The sequence below is a fragment of the Hymenobacter sp. UYAg731 genome (genome assembly GCF_054061335.1).
Window position 1 is genome coordinate 543,685 of record NZ_JBSSEC010000002.1, and the last position, 17,058, is coordinate 560,742.

Sequence of the window (17,058 nt, forward strand, 5' to 3'; positions counted from 1 at the left end):
AAAAGTAAGAACCAAATAACCGCACGCGGTTAAAACGCCGGGCTAACGTTACATCTTCCAACTCTTAACCCTTCATTTCTAATTTTTAACTATCACTGCGTCAGGCTATAGCGCAGCTGGATGCCACCTTCGGTGTTGGAGTTGCGGAAGGCGTTGCTAATGCGCGGCGTGGTGATGGTCTGGCTGTAGTAAAACTGGAGGTTGAGGCGGGAGTTGAGCAGGTAGTCGATGGTGGGGCGCAGCTGGAAAGTTTTCGAGCCGTTGGTAATCTGGCCCTGGGGGCGGCCCACGAACTCCTTGATGCCCTGTGCGTTGCCGGGGTCGGCCGAGTCGAGAATGCTGCGCTGGATGGTGATGTTGTCGCGGATGCTCAGGTCGAGGCGGGCAGTGAGGTTGTTTTTCAGCACGCGCTGCTCGCCGCCTACTTTGAAGGGCAGCTTGAGGCTGTTGGTGGCGTAGCCGAAGCCAATCACAAACTCCTTGGTCGACAGCTCGGTAACCTGGGCGTTGGTAATGTTCAGGGCCACGGTGCGGTTGGTGCGGTACTCGATTCGGCCGGTTACCTTGCTCACGGTCTGGAAGTTGACGCCGATGAGCGGAGCCAGCGTTTCCACGATGCTCACCTGGCCCACCACGTAGTAAGGCTGGTACTGGTGGCTGGCATTCTCCTGGAAGGGATTAGGCAGCGGGCTGCCCGGCGTGCCGAAGCTGGGCTCAGCGGAGTAGATGTTATTGGTGGTGTAGCTGCCGATGCTGTAGATGGACGAGTACGCGTGGTTCAGGGTGAACGAGCTGAAATACTGCTTGATAAGCGGCAGCTGGGCGAAGCCGTTGTAGTCAACGCGCCAGTTGGGCAGCGGTATCATGGCGAAAGGGCTGAACTCCTTGGCCTGGTAGCCGTCCGACGAGCGGCCGTGGTAGGCGTCGATGAAGCTCTGCACCAGCACATCCTGCGAGTTGTAGCCGTAGGTGCCTTTGGGGCTTTGGTTGGCTAGGGCCAGCTTATTGCGCACAATGAGGCGGTTATCGACGAAGCGCTGGAAGGCCTTCGACGTTTCGCCATTGGCTCCGAGGTCGCCGAACAGGGTGTTGATGGTGATGGTCGAGGTCTGGAACGAGCCCGAGCCCAGCGTCTGGGGCACAATGGGCACGCCAGTCACCGGCTTCAGCGTTTCCTGGTCGATGGTGCGGCGGTAGTAAGCATCGAGGTTCTGCACCTTCTGCTGGCGGGCATCTACCTGAATATTGAAGTCGCGGAACGGTTCCAGCGCCGTGCGCAGGGTGAAGGACTGCGTCAGCAGCGAGCTCAGCGGCGTATTCAGAAACTCACTGTTTTCGGTGTACCAGTGGTTGATGCTGGCACGGTCGTAAAGGGTTTGCAGGCCGGGCTGCTCCCCCAGAATGAAGGGCAGGCCAGGAGCCGTGAACGTTTCATCGAGACCAAAGGCCTTGGTCTTGGGCAGGTAGCCAGGCAGCAGCGTGCCATTGGAGCGGGTGAAGGTGAAGTTGATGGAGCGGGCCGTCATCAGCGAGCGCAGCACGGCTTTCACGAAGCGCAGCTTTTCGCGGGTGGTATCGGCGGCCACCGGGGCGGGGCGGGCCGGCGCGCTGGCATCGCCGAGGCGGGGCCGCAGGGAGGCGGGCCGGGGCTGGGGCGGCGGCGCGTTATTGATGATGTTCAGGAACTTGACCTTGTTGTAGAGCTTCACCAGGTCGATTTTGCCGTTGGCGCTGATTTCGGCGTTGTTCTGAATCGTGTTGCCCACGTTGATGGCGGCCGTAAGGGTATCGGTGGGGTCGGTGCTGGTGGGGTTCACGAGGGCGCGCTGGCCCTGCGAGGCCGCCTGCCAGCTGTAGGTGGCGGCATAGCGGGTGTCGGCGCTCAGCCAGTCGGTGAGCGGGAATTTATCGAGCGGCAGCCGGTAGGTGAGCGCGGCAGTCTGGTTAAAATTGACAGTACGGCCGCCGCGCAGCAGGTTTTGCTGCAGCTGGCTGCGGTTGCGGATAGCGGCGTCGCTCACGCCAATGGTACGGCCGGGGCCTTCGTCAATCACCCCCCGGTTGGTGGCGGTGTAGTCGAAAATCAGGCTCTTGGTCAGGTCCCACTTCAGGTCGTAGATGCGGCTGATGAAGAAAGACTTTTGCACCACGGGTGCTATGCCGTCGGTGGTGGGCACTTCGCCGGGGTTCAGCACGCGCTGCAGGAACCGCTCGTTGTAGCGCCGGTCGAGGTCGGTGCGGAACGAGAAGCGCGAGGGCAGCGGGGTGAAGTTGATTTGCTGGAAAATTTTCAGGTACGGGTTGTCCAGCGCCTTGAAATTGGCCAGCGGCGTGTAGTTCTTGGGCGTGGTCTGGTACACGTAGGCCACGGCGGCGGTGTAGGCCTTGGTGTAGTCGCGGTCGGTGCGAATGTCGGAGTGCAGGCGGTCGGTAATCGAGTAGCTCAGGGCCACGTTCTCGATGTCCCAGGGCTTGGGCTTGGCGGGCAGGGCCCCAGGCTTGGGCAGGGCGCGTTCCTTGCGCACGTTCAGCACCGAGATGCTGCGGCTGGTGGTCTGGTCAATGACCTTATTGCGGTATGCGGCCTGGGCGGCCGTGTTGATGGTGTTGTCGGCGTTTTTGAATTTCTGCAGGCTTTGCTCCAGCTTGGTGTCGGGGTCGAGCGGGTCGTAGAGGGGCGAGCGGCTTTCGCGGCCAATCTGGAGCAGCACCGGCAGGCGCAGGTTCAGCTGCGGGGGCAGAAATTTCTCCACCGCCACGGTGGTATTCAGGTCGCCCCGGAACACGTCGTCGACGGAACGTTGCTGCACCTTATCCTGCAAGCCGCCGAAGCCCACGCTGGTGAAGCTGCCCGTGGCCGTCACGTTGGCCACGTCGGCCAGCTTCACGTTGAGACGGGCGGTGGCGGCGTAGCCGGCCTGCTGCTCAAAGTCAAACACCCGGAACTCATCGGCCCACAGGTTCACGGTTTTCTCGGCCGTGCTGGGGTCGGTGGGATTCAGAATGCCCAGCATCACGCCCTGCACCGCCGAAAAGTCGGGGTTGCCGAGCACCGTGATGGTAGCGCCGTTGGGCAGCGTTTTGGTGTAGGGTATCTGCAGGTTGAGAGGGCTGCGCAGGTTGCGCTCCGACTTGGCATCGATGAAGTCCTGAAACGATACGTCGATGCGGTTCTCCACGGGCCACACGCCGTCGGCGGTCTGGTCGCCCACGGCGGTCAGCTTCAGCGGCAGCGAGTACTGGTAATAGTTCTGACTGTAGTCGGTGCCGATGCGCAGGAAGGCCTGCACGTCGCCGCTGAGTGTGGTGGGGTCGTCGCTGTCGCCGTGCAGGTACATGCGCAGGCGCTTGTAACGCAGCATGTTGATGGTGATGTTCTTGTAGGCCGCCTTGGCAAAGCCGTCGCGCAGGTTCACCACGGCTAGGCGCAGGCTCTGCTCGTTTTGCAGGCGCGAGGTGCTGCTGCTGCCGTACTCCTTATCGCGCAGAATGCCGGGCGGCGACACGTAGGGAATTCCGTTGCCCACGGCAATGCCGTTTTCTTCAATGCTCACCGTCGAGATGTTGAAAGCGTCAGCATCAGTGAGGGTGTTCTGAGGCGGAATATTGCCCGAATGCGTGTCCACGATGGGGTACAGGAAGCGGCGCCACTGGTTGGCTACAAACTGGGGCTGTACCAGGCGCAGCACCACGGGGTCCTGCCAGTTGGTCATGTACATGCGCAGAAAGCGGATGGACTTGAAGCCGAAATCCTTGTTGCCGTTGCCCTGCACCTTGTAGCCTTCCCGAATCGGAATGCGGAACAGGTACCAGTTCACTTCCTCACCGTTCACGTTGTTCTTCACGTTGTCGATGATGTAGTTCGAGCCCACGTTGAGGTTGCCGGGCTTCAGCGACATCTTGTACTCGTAGTAGCGCTCCACGTCCTGCACCACGTTGTCGCGGTTCAGGTCTTCCTTGTCCGGGAAGGCGGTGGAGCTGAGCTGGCTGTTTTCGGGCGAGTTGCCGTCGTAGCCGTCGTAGTTCTTGTAGCGGCCCAGGATTTTGGTGTTGCCTTGGTCGTAGCTCGGGTCGAGGTGGTGGCGGAAGTCGTCGCCCGAGGGGTCGGGCAACGTACCATACAAAGGGGCCACGGTGCCCAGTGTGGAGGGGTAGTTGCTGAAGTAATTCTTCTCGTTGTCGTCGCTCAGGCCGTCGAGGCCCACGTCCTGGGCCGTGCGGGCACCCGGGGCAGCGTTGAAGGCATCGGTGAGAAACTGCTGGCGCGTGACGTTGCCCCACACCGTGCGGCGGGTCTGGCCGGTGCTGTCGGTGCCCGGCACGGGCAAGCCGTTCTCAAACTCGTGCTGGTTGCCGTCCTTCAGCACGTCCTCGCTCACGTTGCCCAGGTTGATGACGAAGTCACCGCCGGTCACGTTGGCGTTGTCGTTACCGTCCTGGTCGGTGATGTTCACCCGTTTGGCATCAGCATTCGGGTTCGTAGCTTTTAGGAACGGGTCCATCATCCAGAACTCCAGATACTCGATGTTGGCGTTGTCAAAATCAGTATCGAAGGTGATGGCCCGGCTGATGCCAGCGAAATTGCCCTGGTTAATCCGCTTACTATCGGGCCCAGGGTTCAGCAGTTTCCCATCGGAGCTAACAGTCGGGTTGTAGTTATACGGCCCGCGCTCGCCGGGGAAATAGGCCAGGTCGAAGCTGTACTCGAAGCCGTTGCCGGTCGAGCCCAGGTCCTTGTTCGGGAACACCTCGTCGCGCTTGATGCCGCGGGTGTAGTGGTTCAGCAGGTCAGCGGCCCCAATGCTGCCCGGCACATTTGGCCCGCCGGTGTAGTAGCTCTGGTCCACGGTGTACCAGGCCAGCTTGGCGCGCTGGTAGTTGTAGGGCAGCCCACCCACCGTGCTGTTCTTGATGGGCAATGGCGTAGAAGCCAGCCGCCACGCCGGAATGGACGCCAGCCCGCCCAGCGTATAAGGCGTGCGGGCATTCTCAAAGTCGTCGATGTACGACACGCCATTCTCGCCGTTGCCCAGCTGCGAGCGGCCCGGCAGCAGCTTGGCAAACTCGCCGCTGAAGGCAATGGTCGAAATCTCCTTCGTCGACACAAAGGGCAGCATGTCGAGGTACTTGGTCAGCACCCGGCTGTCTTTCCGGATGCTGCCATCTAGGCCGATGATGGTGTTGTTGCCCGGCTCATCGCCGATGTTCACGCGGTTGATGCCGGGGGCTTGGTTTTCCAGCAGGTGCAAGGCCGTACCGCCGATGGTCACGTCCTTGTTCAGGCGATAATCCAGGCGCACGCCCAGCAGCTTGCGGGGCTGCACCTGCACCAGGGCATTTTTCTCGAACTCCACCCGCAGCTCGTTGGCCGAGTTGAGGTAGGCCGGATTCAGGATTTTCACCTTGGCCTGGTCGTAGAACACCTGGTAGTCGGTGCCCTCCGTGAGCAGCGTCGAGCCCGAGCGTACCCGCACCGAACCCTGCGCAATGCCAATGCCGGGCAGGTTAATCTCGTCCGAAGCCGCCCCGCCCTGGAAGCGCCCGCGCAGGAAAAACTTGTCCTTTTCCTGCCGCTGCTGGGCGTCGCTCTGGGTTTGGTTGTACAGCTCGTTATAAACGTACTTGTCAATCAGTGGCTGCTCACCCGTAAACTTGCTTTGCAGGAAAGAGCCGAACGGCTGCACGTTCGGAAAAATAATTTTGCCTAGTTCGGGGTCAATCGTAATGCCCGGGAAGTAGTCAAAGTTGCCGTCCGGAATCTTGTCGTTGTTGGAGTTAACGTGGTCGAGGTTAAGCACCTCCACCAGCGGTCGGTTGGCCACTTGAGCGCCTTCCTTTAGCGAAATCAAGTCTACGCCCGTCGCGTCGTCCTTATAGATGATTTGCAGCTGGAAATTATCGCGCTGCAGCTGTGAGGCGTTCAGGGGATAGATGTTTTTCATCATCAAATCCCAGGTCGGCGTGTTCAGCGTGAGCAGGTTGAGGTTGTTCGGGTTCTTTGTAGGGTCGGCAATGCCCACGCCGGGATTGCTGGCCTTCAACATCTTAAGGAAGATGACCTGGTCGGGCGTCACGTTGTTGTAATCGCCCGACAGCTCGCCCACCTTGTAAGTATTGCCGTTGTAGATGTACTCAAAACTCACGCCCAGCACCTGGTCGGGCAGCAGGGCGGTATTCAGGCTCAGGTAGCCCAGTTGAGCATTGTAGGTGAACTCCCGGGTATCGAGCTTGCGGGCCCGCACGCGCTCAAAGTCCACGTTCTTAGTAAGGCCCTGGCCGGCCGGATTTTGCAAAAAGTCATCGACCGCAATGTTATCACGCGTAGCCCCGGGCCCAGTCAGCTTGGCATACTCGCTGTTGGCAGCATTGGTGGCCGGAGCCAGGATGCTGGGGCTGCCGATGTGGTACTTATCGTACTGGTAAATACGAAATGGCTCGCCCAGGTCCATCAGGGTCACCACGTTGCGTAGGTTTTCGGTGGTGCGGTTGTCGTTGGTCACGTACACCTCCAGCCGGTTGATAGTAATCTGGCTCTGGATGGTGGGCAGGCTGCGCAGGGCCAGGTCGTACCGGTCGCGGAAGAACTGGGACAGGAAAAAGTGCCGGTCCTTCTCGTACTGGCTGGCCTTGATTTCGTACTGCCGGCTCTGCGCCCCGTTCTGGATGCGGACCTCGTCGGCGGTGCCGCGCACGGTGGCGGCCACGGCCGTCACGCCCAGCTTGCCAAACTGCAGTTGGGTCTTGATGCCGAACAGGTTTTGCCCGCCCTGCACCAGCGAGTTGGTGAGCGGCAGGCTCACGTTGCCCAAATCGACCTTGCGGATGATGTCCGTTTCCTCGCCCGCGTAATCGAACTTCATCTGATTGTCGAAGTCGAACGCGGCCTTGGTGTCGTAGTTGAACACCAGCTTGAGCTTGGTGCCAATGGCCCCCGACAGGTTGACGTTGATGTTCTGCTCGAACAAAAAGTCGCCCACGCTCTGCTGGCGCAGCGTCAGAGCCGGGTTTTCGTTCTTATTAAAGCGCGCCCCAAACTTGAGCGTAACCGAGCCCGCCGGCCGGATATCCACGTAGTTACCCCCAAAAATGCGGTTGGCAATCGGCCCGAGGTAAATTTTGGGAATCAGGCGCTGGGCCTGGGCCGTTCCGGCCGCCGCCGCTGGGCCGGTAATGCCGCCCTTGGCTTTCTGCCGGTAATAGTCGCTCACGGCCTGACGCCGTTGGAATTCCTCGTACTGCTTATAGGTCAGCACGCTGGGGTCGCGGTAGTCAACTTCTTTGCCAACCGTCTCCTTCACGTCAAACTGTTTCAGGCTGTCGTCAACCGCGACGCTCAGTTTTACGCTCTTTGGCAAGGGCAGCACCAGCGGCGACTCGCGGCGGTGCGGCCCGAAAGGACTGCCCGGCCGGTCGTGTGCCCGCACCCGGGGGCGCTTGCTCGGCTTGTACGGCCCCGTGGTGTCCGCCACCGCCCCAACGGGCCGGGGCGTATCGGCAGCCAGGGCCCGGCTGGCGCGCAGCCATGCGTTGGCCGTTCGCAGCCCGGCGATGGGTGCGGCCTGGGCCCACCACGCCAGCAACGACGCAACCATAACAACCGACGCGGGGAGTAATTTCTGTCCGGATTTCAAGCGGGATAGGTGGATAATGGCGCGGGCCAATTGGCCCGCGTCCGGCACGGCATTTTAGATACAATAGCAAGCCAGCTGAGGCAACCCGCGCAACGACGCGGGCTAAAAACCCGCGTCACGACTCAGTGCGACTTCAAAGCAAATTTAATCAATTCCTCCACGCTTAGCTCCCCGCCGTGTTTGTGCTGAATCTGGTCCAGCTGTTTCTCGGCGGCGGCCCGCGCAAAGCCCAGGGTTACCAGGGCCTGCAACGCTTCGGCGCGGCGCGTATTGTGCTGGCGGGCCAGCGGCACGGTGTCCACGCCGGCTTTGGCCAGCAGTTCGTCCTTGCGGAGCTTGTCCTGCAGCTCCAGAATAACGCGCTGGGCCGTTTTCGGCCCCACGCCCTTGATGCTCTGAATGGCGCGCACGTTACCGCTCACGATGGCTTCGCGAATTTCGCCTACGCTCATGCTGCTCACCATCACGATGCCCGTGCCCGGCCCGATGCCCGACACCGAAATCAGGAGCATGAACAGCGCCTTTTCGTTGGGGTCGAGGAAGCCGTAGAGCGTCTGCCCGTCTTCCTTAATGTGCTGGTAGGTGTAGATTTTGGTGGCCGCGCCCTCAGCTGGAAGCTTGGAGTAGGTGGCCAGCGAAACCCGGACTTCGTATCCAATGCCGAGAATGTCGACAATGGCAAGGGTGGCGTCTTTGTAAGCGAGTTTACCGTCGAGGTAGGCAATCATAAGCCGGCGAAAGGAAGAAAAGAGAGGATGATAGTGCTACTGTGGCAACACCGGTTTCCGGTTTTTATCTCCCAAATTTACTGGCTTTTCGGCCAAAAAAAGTGGTTGAAATGAAGAAGATATGAGGCGGTTAAAAAAAGAACGTCCCGCAGGCCAAAGCCCGCAGGACGTTATGAAATGCCGCTATCTTTCTATCTACACCCCCTTGCCGCCCATCTGGGCATCCACCACCGCGATGGCGGCCATGTTCACGATGTCGCGCACGCTGGCCCCGAGCTGCAGAATATGCACCGGCTTGCGCATGCCCATCAGCACCGGCCCGATTACCTCCGTGCCGCTGATTTCCTGCAACACTTTGTAGGCAATATTGCCCGACTCCACATTGGGGAAAATCAGCGTGTTAGCACCTTTTTCGGCCAAGGGTGAGAAGCCGTAATGTTCTTGGAGCAGGGCGGGGCTCAGGGCCACGTTGGCCTGCATCTCGCCATCAATCAGCAGGTCTGGGAAGCGGGCCTTGGCCAGCTCGGTGGCACGGCGGGTTTTTTCGGGCAGCGGCCCGGCGTTCGAGCCAAAGTTGGAGTAGCTGATAACGGCCACGCGCGGCACCGCGTCGAAGAAGCGCACGGCGCGGGCCGTGAGGCCGATAATCTCGACCATTTCCTCCGCCGTGGGGTTGATATTCACCGTAGTATCGGCAAAGAAGTACGGCCCTTTCTTGTGCTGAATGATGTACATCGACGATACGCGCTTCACGCCGTCCTCGGTGCCGATGACTTGCAGCGAGGGAATAATGCTCTTGCCGTAGTCCTTGGTGAGGCCGGTGATGCAGGCGTCGGCCTCGCCGGTTTCTACCATCATGGCGGCGTAGTAGTTGCGCTCGCGCATCAGGCGGCGGCCTTCGTAAAGCGTCATGCCCCGGCGCTGGCGCTTCTCATACAGCAGCTTGGCATACTCGTCGCGCTTGGCATCCTGCTTCAGAATGTTGATGATTTCACAACCTTCGAGGTCGAGGCTGCTTTCGCGGGCAATGGCTTCAATCTTTTCCTGCGGCCCTAGCAGAACGGGCATGCAAATGCCCTCATCAAGCAGAATCTGCGCCGCTTTCAGGATTTTGTAGTTGTCAGCTTCGGCAAATACCACGCGCTTGGGGTTGGCGCGGGCCGCCGAGGTGATGCGGTTCATCAGCTTCTGGTTCACGCCGAGGCGGGCGCGAAGCTGGTCCTCGTAAGCGTGCCAGTCCTCAATGGGCAGGCGGGCCACGCCGCTTTCCATCGCCGCTTTCGCCACCGCCGGGCTGATGCTGGTAATCAGGCGCGGGTCCAGTGGCTTGGGAATCAGGTAGGTGCGTCCAAAGCCCAGCGTGTTGTCGCCGTAGGCTTTGTTCACAATTTCGGGCACGGGCTCTTTGCTCAACTCGGCCAGGGCACGCACGGCGGCCAGCTTCATGACCTCGTTGATTTCGGTAGCGCGCACGTCCAGCGCACCCCGGAAAATGTAGGGGAAGCCCAGCACGTTGTTCACTTGGTTGGGATGGTCGGAGCGGCCGGTAGCCATTACGATGTCGTCGCGGGTGGCCATGGCCAGCTGGTAGCTCACCTCGGGGTCGGGGTTGGCCAGGGCAAACACGATGGGGTCATCGGCCATGAGCAACAGCAGGCCGGCGGGCAGCACGTTGGCCGCCGAAAGGCCCAGGAACACGTCGGCTCCGGTCATGGCTTCCTCCAGCGTGGTCACGGCGCGGCTGGTGGCAAACTGCATCTGGATGGGGTCCAGATTGGTGCGCTGGGCATTGATGACGCCGTCTTTGTCGAATACCACCACGTTGTCCTTATTCAGGCCCAGCGCCAGGTACAGGCGTAGGCACGACACGGCCGCCGCGCCCGCGCCACTCACCACGAGCTTCACCTCGCCAATCTTCTTGCCCACTATTTCGAGCGCGTTCAGAAGCGCCGCTGAGGTGATGATGGCCGTGCCGTGCTGGTCGTCGTGCATCAGCGGGATGTTCATCTTCTCCCGCAGTTCGGTTTCGATGCGGAAGCATTCCGGGGCTTTAATATCCTCCAGGTTGATGCCGCCAAACGTGGGCTCCAGCGCCTTCACGATGCGAATAAACTCGTCGGGGTCGGTGGCATCAATCTCAATATCGAAGCAGTCAATACCCGCAAACTTCTTGAACAGCACGCCCTTGCCTTCCATCACCGGCTTGCTGGCCGCTGGGCCAATGTTGCCCAGGCCCAGCACCGCCGTGCCATTCGAAATCACGGCTACCAGGTTGCCCTTGGCGGTGTATTTGTACACGTCGTCGGGGTTTTCGGCGATGGCTTTGCAGGGCTCAGCCACGCCGGGCGAATAGGCCAGCGCGAGGTCGAGCTGGGTGCTCATGGGTTTGGTGGGCACCACTTCGAGCTTGCCGGCGGGTTCCTGCGAGTGGTAGTTGAGGGCGTCTTGCTTGTTTATTTTCAGCATCGGGAATTCTTCAAACATGAAAACGGCCGCGCGGGCAGCGCGGCCGTCTAAGGCGAAATTAGCGCGAAAAGCGCGGCAAGGCCGGGTTTACTTTTTAATTTAATGCCCGAGGCGACGCTTTATCCCTGCGGCACCAGCAGCTTCTGGCCCAGCTTCACCTCATCAGAAGCCAGGTGGTTCATCTCGCGCAACACTTGAACGCTCACCCCAAAGCGGCGCGAAATATTAAACAACGTGTCGCCCGGCTGCACCAGATGGACTTTGGGCGTTTCCAGCCGATTTTCCAGCTTGGATTGCTTCGTGGTAGCCACCACCGATGCAGCTGGCTTAGCCGATTTGTGTGGCATTTCGCGTACTTCCTCCACGTTGGCCGGAGCCCGGAACACCAGCCGCTGGCCCGCCACAACCGTCTCCGAACTCATTTTATTCCAATTCGTTAGCTGAGTCACCGTCACATTGTGCTCACGGGCCAGCTTGGTGAGGTTATCCCCTTTGCGCACGGTATAAGGGCCGGTTTCGGCCACGGCCACCGGGGTGGGCTCGTCGGTTTCGTCAGCTTCCGGCGCTACTGCTGCAACAGCAACTTTGGCTTCAGTGCGCTTGGTTTCGGCAGCTTGCGTCTGCGCCAGGCGGCGGGCCGCGATGCGAGCCTGCGCCTCGGCGGCCGCCTGCTGCACCGCCTGCCGCTGCCGGATGGCAGCCAGGCGCACGTCCTGCATTTTCTCCTGCCGAATTACGTCTTGCAGCCGCGCTACTTCGCGGGCATTAGCATCGGCCTGCTCCCGGCGCGCCGCCGCTTCTTCGTCCGAAACTGTTGGGCGCACACGGGCGGCGGGAGCCAGCGTGGGTACGGGCACAGTTGCCGCTATAGATTCTACTGACTTGGTGGGAGCCGCCGGCATTGGCACGAACACCAACAGCTCACGGCCCGGCTTCAGCGGACGGCCCTTTGGCAGCTCATTCCACCGCCGCAGCTGGCTCTGGCTCACCTCAAACCGCTCAGCCAGACTGGCCAGGGTTTCGCCGCGCTTCACCTTGTGCGCAACGCGCCGGAAGCGAGGAGCGACTTCAGCAGCATCAGCCCGCGGGCCGGTGGTGGCGGCCATCAGCGAGCGGTTCACCCACGGCTCCACGCCGTCGAGGTGGGGCGGCAGGAAGGCCAGCGGCCGGGGCAATTCAGTAGCCGGCTGACAGTAGTCAAGCAGCGTATTGCGGTCAGCCTCGCCAAAATGCACCGCCGCCGCCGCCGGAAATCGCACTACGTAGGGCCGGTAGCCGGCTGGCAGCGCCGCCCGCCGCAGCTCCGGATTGAAGCGCGTGAGGTACAATGAATCATCATAGCCGCAGGCTTGGCTCAGGCGGCGCAGGTCGAAGGCCCGGCCGCGCAGGCTGAGCGTGTCCATAGGCTCTGCGTACTGATAACGCAGCGTGGAGGTGCGCAGCCCGTGGGCCTCAGCGTACTTCATGCTGTACATGATGGCCGTGAACGTGGGCACGTAGTTGCGCGTCTCGGCCGGCATGTATGGGTACAGGTCCCAGAACGTTTTTTTGCCGGTGCGGCGCATCACGCGCTGCACGCTGCCCGCGCCCCAGTTATACGCCGCCAGCACCAGTTCCCAGTCGTGAAATACGCCATAGAGGTAGCGCAGATGCTTACAGGCGGCTTCGGTGGCTTTTTCGGGAGCCATGCGCTCGTCAATCCACTCGTCGCGCTTCAGGCGCAGGTCGCCGGCCGTGGGTCCCATAAACTGCCACAGGCCGGTAGCCCCCACCGGCGACTTGGCCGTAGGAATCAAGGCCGATTCCACCACGGCCAGGTATTTCAGGTCGAGGGGCAGGTTATACTGCGTCAGGTATTTCTCGAAAATCGGGAAGTAGAGGTTTTCGCGCTCCAGCACGCGCTGCATGTAACTGCGGTTGCGGGCCGTGAACAGGGTGACGTAGGCCATCACCGCGTTGTTGAACTGGTGCGGCGCGTCGGTTTCGATGCAGCCCACACGGTCGCCCACCAAGTCGCGCATGGTGGGCGGGGTGCGCAGCCACTCCAGCCGGGCCGAGTCGATGGACGGCACCGGTACGGCCACCAGCGAGTCGGGCTGTAGCTCCAGCCGCACCCGCACGGTATCGCCCAATAGCGCTGGCATGGTGGCAATTACTCGGCCCGTCGAGTCACGTTGCGGCATTTGCTGGGCCTTTCCAACAGTACCCTGTAACAACAGGAAAGGCAGCGCCAGCCCCAGCCACAAAGGGCGGGGACGGGAGATTTTCGCGTGCTTAAACCCTTGCTTCATAGCACTAAGATAGGACACAGGTAAAGAACTTGTAGAGATACCAGTAAAAAAGTTCTGATACGCAGCAAACTGCATTCCGGATGGTTCATCAACAAAAATGCCCCGGCCATTGGACCGAGGCATTTTTGTTGATGAACCAGCAATATGACCGCCAACGTCTAAATCACAGGCGTTAAGCCAGCACTTCTTCCGTCAGGGCGCTGGCAAAAGCCAGCAGCTCGGCCTCACGGAAAGCGCCGGCCATCACCTGTAGGCCAATGGGCAGGCCAGCCGCATCCTCCCCTACCGGCACCGAAATGGCGGGCACCCCGGCCAAAGAAGCCTGCACCGTGAAAATATCGGCCAGATACATGGAAACCGGGTCCAGCTTCTCGCCGATTTTGAAGGCCGTGGTGGGCGTGGTGGGCAGCACTAAGAAGTCGTACTGGCGCAGAAGCTCGTCAGTTTTATCCTTAATCAAACGCCGAACCCGCTGAGCCTTGGTATAATAAGCGTCGTAGTAGTTGGCGCTGAGCACGAAGGTGCCGAGCAGGATGCGACGCTGCACTTCGGCCCCAAAACCCTGAGCGCGGCTCTTTTTATAGAGCGATTCCAGGTCCGTGGCATCGGGGGCGCGGTAGCCGTACTTCACGCCATCGAATCGGCCCAGGTTGGAGCTGGCTTCGGCGGTGGTGAGGATGTAGTAGGTCGGAATCATGAAATCGAGGTAAGGGAAATCCACCGCCTCTACTACGTGGCCCTGACCGCGCAGCAGGTCGAGCTGGGTTTCCATGGCTGCCTTGATTTCACGATTCAGGCCTTCGCTGTTCACGGCATCGGCAATGTAGCCGATGCGGTAGTGGGCGGCGGGCGTGAGCTGCTGGCTGTAAGCCGGCACTTCGCGCTGGCTGGCGGTACTGTCCATGCCATCCTGGCCTGCCATTACTTCGGTCAGGAGCGCGGCATCAGCCACGGAGCGAGTGATGGGGCCAATCTGGTCGAACGACGAGGCGAAAGCCACCAATCCGTAGCGCGAGATGCGCGAATAAGTCGGCTTGAAGCCCACCACGCCGCAAAACGCCGCCGGCTGGCGCACCGAGCCGCCCGTATCGGAGCCAATCGAGGCTAGGCACATATCGGCCTGCACGGCCACCGCCGAGCCGCCCGACGAACCGCCGGGCACCCGGCTGGGGTCCACGGCATTGCGGGCCGGGCCGAAGTACGAGGTTTCATTCGAGCCTCCCATGGCAAACTCGTCGCAGTTCTGGCGGCCGATGATAATGGCATCGGCATCGAGCAACCGCTGCACGGCCGTACTGGTATAGAGCGACTTGAAGCCGTCCAGCATCAGGCTGCTGCTTTGCAGCGAGTGCCCGGCGTAGGCCAGCACGTCCTTGATGCCAAGCACCATGCCGGCCAGTGGCCCGGCGGTACCAGCGGCCAGCCGGGCATCCACGGCGTCGGCTTGGGTGCGGGCCTCATCGGGCCACACTTCCAGGAAGGCGTTGAGGGTGGGGTTCTGGCGCTCGATGTTGCCCAGGTAATACTCAACGAGCTGGCGGCAGGACATGGTGCCCGCCGTCAGCTCGCTACGAACTTCGGATAAAGACTGAAAACGCTTCAAACTATTTGCAGATTTTAGGTGACCGATTCAGGAATTAAGCGTCGGGGTTGGCGGGAATGTAGGGCAGTCGGGGCTGGGTACCTTCGGGGGCCAAGTTGGGGGGCAGCGCGGGGGCTACGTAGGGCGCGTCGGCCGTGGGGTAGCTGGTGGGCTCAGCATGGGCAGTGGTAACGGGGTGAACCGTGGTCACGGCCGCCGCGGCGGGCGTAGCCCACGGGTCGAAGCCAGAGCCGGACTCGGCCATCGGAGCCTGGGGCAGCGGCGTGGGGTACTGGTTCTGAGGGGCGTAATTGGGGTTGGGCTGCTGCTGGTAGTTGGGCTGACCGGGCTGGCCGGCCTGCTCAAACTCGCGGCGGATTTCGGTGCTGGCATCCTTGAACTCGCGGATGCCTTTGCCCAAGCCCCGGGCCAACTCCGGAATTTTATTAGCCCCAAAGAAAATGAGGATAACAACCATTATCAGCATCAGCTCCGAGCCGCCGATATCGCCCAGAAATAGAATGAGTGGAGTTTGCATGATTTCTAACTACGCGTTAAGTCTGGATAAATAAAACTGAGCAGCTGCTTATCCAAGCTGCTGGTTGGGGTCGTTGGGGTTGTAGGCCGGCGGAGCGGGCTGCTGGTAGCCCGGCTGGCCCGGCTGCTGCGCATACTGGTTGTGCTGCGGCTGCTGTTGGGGGTACCCTTGCTGAGGATTGCCCTGCTGCGGATATCCCTGGGCGGGAGGAGCCTGCTGGGGGTATCCTTGCTGGGGATATTGCTGCTGGTAGGGCGGGGCCGGTTGGTCGCGGTACTGCGGCTGCTGGTCTTCGGGCTTGGTGCTGGCGTCTTTGAACTCGCGCACGCCCTGGCCCATGCCTTTGAATAGCTCTGGAATACGCTTGGCTCCGAACAACAGAATGACTACAAATAGAATAAGCAGCATTTCGGTCGTCCCGAAGCTACCAATCAAAAACAGGGAATGAAGCATGGAGAGGGGGGCACTTGGGCCCAGTGAAGGGTGATAAAAGAGGATATACGCAACCGAGCGCCTTTTGGAGTATCAAAGATACCGGATAGAGCTGTTTAGATGATGAAGCGCGCCTTCGACGGACGATTTGTCGGGGTTGAACGGGCTGGCATTGGGGTTGGACGACATCGCCGCAACTTACTTGTTCCTACCAATTAGCTTTGTTATTCCATTATCCGGTCTTTCTCATTCCGAATGAGTTAGGCCGCCCTTCCCCAACCCGCCCCGCTGTGAAACCATCCAAGACCCCGAACCCTGCCGCCCTTCCTTTGCGGCAGGTAAACGAGCCCGAACGTCTGGAAACGCTCTATAGCTATAATATCCTCGATACCGACCCGGAGCAGGTATTCAATGATTTGGCGCAGCTGTCGGCCTTTATATGCGGCACGCCCATGTCGCTGGTTTCTTTGATTGATGGCGAGCGGCAGTGGTTTAAAGCCCGCGTGGGCCTCGAGCTTCGGGAAACGCCCCGCGAGTACGCCTTTTGCCAGTACGCCATGCGGGCCCCCGACGTGTACGAAGTGACCGATGCGACCCTCGACCCCCGGTTTGCCGAAAATCCGCTGGTAACGGGCAGTCCCAACATCCGGTTCTACGCCGGCGCGCCGCTGCTCTCGCCCGATGGCCAGCCCCTGGGCACGCTGTGCGCCCTCGATACCGTGCCCCGGCAGCTCACCTCCGACCAGCGCGAGGCCCTGCGCGTGCTGGCCCGCCAGGTAATGGCCCACCTGGAGCTGCGCCGCGTGCGCGCCCAGCTCGAAGACGAACGCCAGAAGCTGGAAGGGGTGCTGCGCATGGCCAACAGCACCGGCGATTCGCTGTTTACCAACGGCCGCGCCGAAATCTTCGTGAAGCAGGACCAGCGCCTGGTGCGCGTGGCTACCGCCGACTTACTGTACGTGGAGGCCCTCGGCGACTACGTGAACCTGCACACCACCCGCGAGCGGCTCACGGTGTATGGCACCATGAAGGACTTTGAGGCCAAGCTGCCCGGCCGCGACTTCGCCCGCATTCACCGTAAATACATTGTGCGGCTCGACCGCATCGTGGCCATCGAGGCCGATGCGGCATCGCTCGACGGCAGTTCGGCTACCGGGCCTAGCCGGACGCCCACGCGGGTGCCCATCGGCAGCTCCTACAAGGCCGGGCTGCTCAATCGGCTCACCTTGGTTTAGATTCGAAAAAAGGCATTGCCAGCTTCAAACCCCGGCAAAGCAGGCGTTCGCCGCGCCAATGCCTCCCTTCACCGAATTGTCCATTAAACAGGCTGCCTCCCCTCGCATCTTTGATACGGTTATCGGTTGCAGCAGGCTAGTAGTCCCTGCGGCCG

Annotated in this window: 8 protein-coding genes; 1 reads left to right on the plus strand and 7 read right to left on the minus strand. The window is 60.9% G+C overall.

What is annotated here, in order from left to right; genetic code table 11:
* Positions 1-92: 92 nt before the first annotated feature.
* From sov to ACVWYF_RS06775, 7 genes are all read right to left on the minus strand, one after another.
* Positions 93-7,592, minus strand: coding sequence for a T9SS outer membrane translocon Sov/SprA (gene sov, locus ACVWYF_RS06745; RefSeq protein ID WP_457065927.1), 7,500 nt, complete (start codon positions 7,590-7,592; stop codon positions 93-95).
* A 161-nt stretch (positions 7,593-7,753) separates the two neighbouring features.
* The gene (ruvA, locus tag ACVWYF_RS06750) at positions 7,754-8,359 is read right to left on the minus strand and encodes a Holliday junction branch migration protein RuvA (protein WP_457065929.1); all 606 of its coding nucleotides are present in this window, start codon (positions 8,357-8,359) and stop codon (positions 7,754-7,756) included.
* Positions 8,360-8,554: 195 nt separating this feature from the next.
* Positions 8,555-10,825 (minus strand): NADP-dependent malic enzyme, encoded by a 2,271-nt coding sequence (locus ACVWYF_RS06755; protein WP_457066509.1) that lies wholly within the window; start codon positions 10,823-10,825, stop codon positions 8,555-8,557.
* A gap of 119 nt (positions 10,826-10,944) precedes the next feature.
* Positions 10,945-12,969, minus strand: a complete 2,025-nt coding sequence (locus ACVWYF_RS06760; protein WP_457065931.1) for a LysM peptidoglycan-binding domain-containing protein — start codon at positions 12,967-12,969, stop codon at positions 10,945-10,947.
* Positions 12,970-13,288: 319 nt separating this feature from the next.
* The gene (gene gatA / locus ACVWYF_RS06765; protein WP_457065933.1) at positions 13,289-14,719 is read right to left on the minus strand and encodes an Asp-tRNA(Asn)/Glu-tRNA(Gln) amidotransferase subunit GatA; all 1,431 of its coding nucleotides are present in this window, start codon (positions 14,717-14,719) and stop codon (positions 13,289-13,291) included.
* Between the two features lie 34 nt (positions 14,720-14,753).
* Positions 14,754-15,236: a Sec-independent protein translocase subunit TatA/TatB gene (locus tag ACVWYF_RS06770; RefSeq protein ID WP_457065935.1), complete on the minus strand. Its 483-nt coding sequence runs from the start codon at positions 15,234-15,236 to the stop codon at positions 14,754-14,756.
* A gap of 48 nt (positions 15,237-15,284) precedes the next feature.
* Positions 15,285-15,689, minus strand: coding sequence for a Sec-independent protein translocase subunit TatA/TatB (locus tag ACVWYF_RS06775; RefSeq protein WP_457065937.1), 405 nt, complete (start codon positions 15,687-15,689; stop codon positions 15,285-15,287).
* Between the two features lie 269 nt (positions 15,690-15,958).
* Here ACVWYF_RS06775 and ACVWYF_RS06780 point away from each other — a divergent pair, with 269 nt between their 5' ends.
* Positions 15,959-16,903, plus strand: coding sequence for a LytTR family transcriptional regulator DNA-binding domain-containing protein (locus tag ACVWYF_RS06780; RefSeq protein WP_457065939.1), 945 nt, complete (start codon positions 15,959-15,961; stop codon positions 16,901-16,903).
* Positions 16,904-17,058: the final 155 nt, after the last annotated feature.

What these genes read in the sequence shown, in the direction of transcription:
- sov (WP_457065927.1), bottom strand. Translation starts at nt 7,592, where the DNA reads ATGGTTGCGTCGTTGCTGGCGTGGTGGGCCCAGGCCGCACCCATCGCC.
- ruvA (WP_457065929.1), bottom strand. Translation starts at nt 8,359, where the DNA reads ATGATTGCCTACCTCGACGGTAAACTCGCTTACAAAGACGCCACCCTT.
- ACVWYF_RS06755 (WP_457066509.1), bottom strand. Translation starts at nt 10,825, where the DNA reads ATGCTGAAAATAAACAAGCAAGACGCCCTCAACTACCACTCGCAGGAA.
- ACVWYF_RS06760 (WP_457065931.1), bottom strand. Translation starts at nt 12,969, where the DNA reads ATGCCAGCGCTATTGGGCGATACCGTGCGGGTGCGGCTGGAGCTACAG.
- ACVWYF_RS06770 (WP_457065935.1), bottom strand. Translation starts at nt 15,236, where the DNA reads ATGCAAACTCCACTCATTCTATTTCTGGGCGATATCGGCGGCTCGGAG.
- ACVWYF_RS06775 (WP_457065937.1), bottom strand. Translation starts at nt 15,689, where the DNA reads ATGCTTCATTCCCTGTTTTTGATTGGTAGCTTCGGGACGACCGAAATG.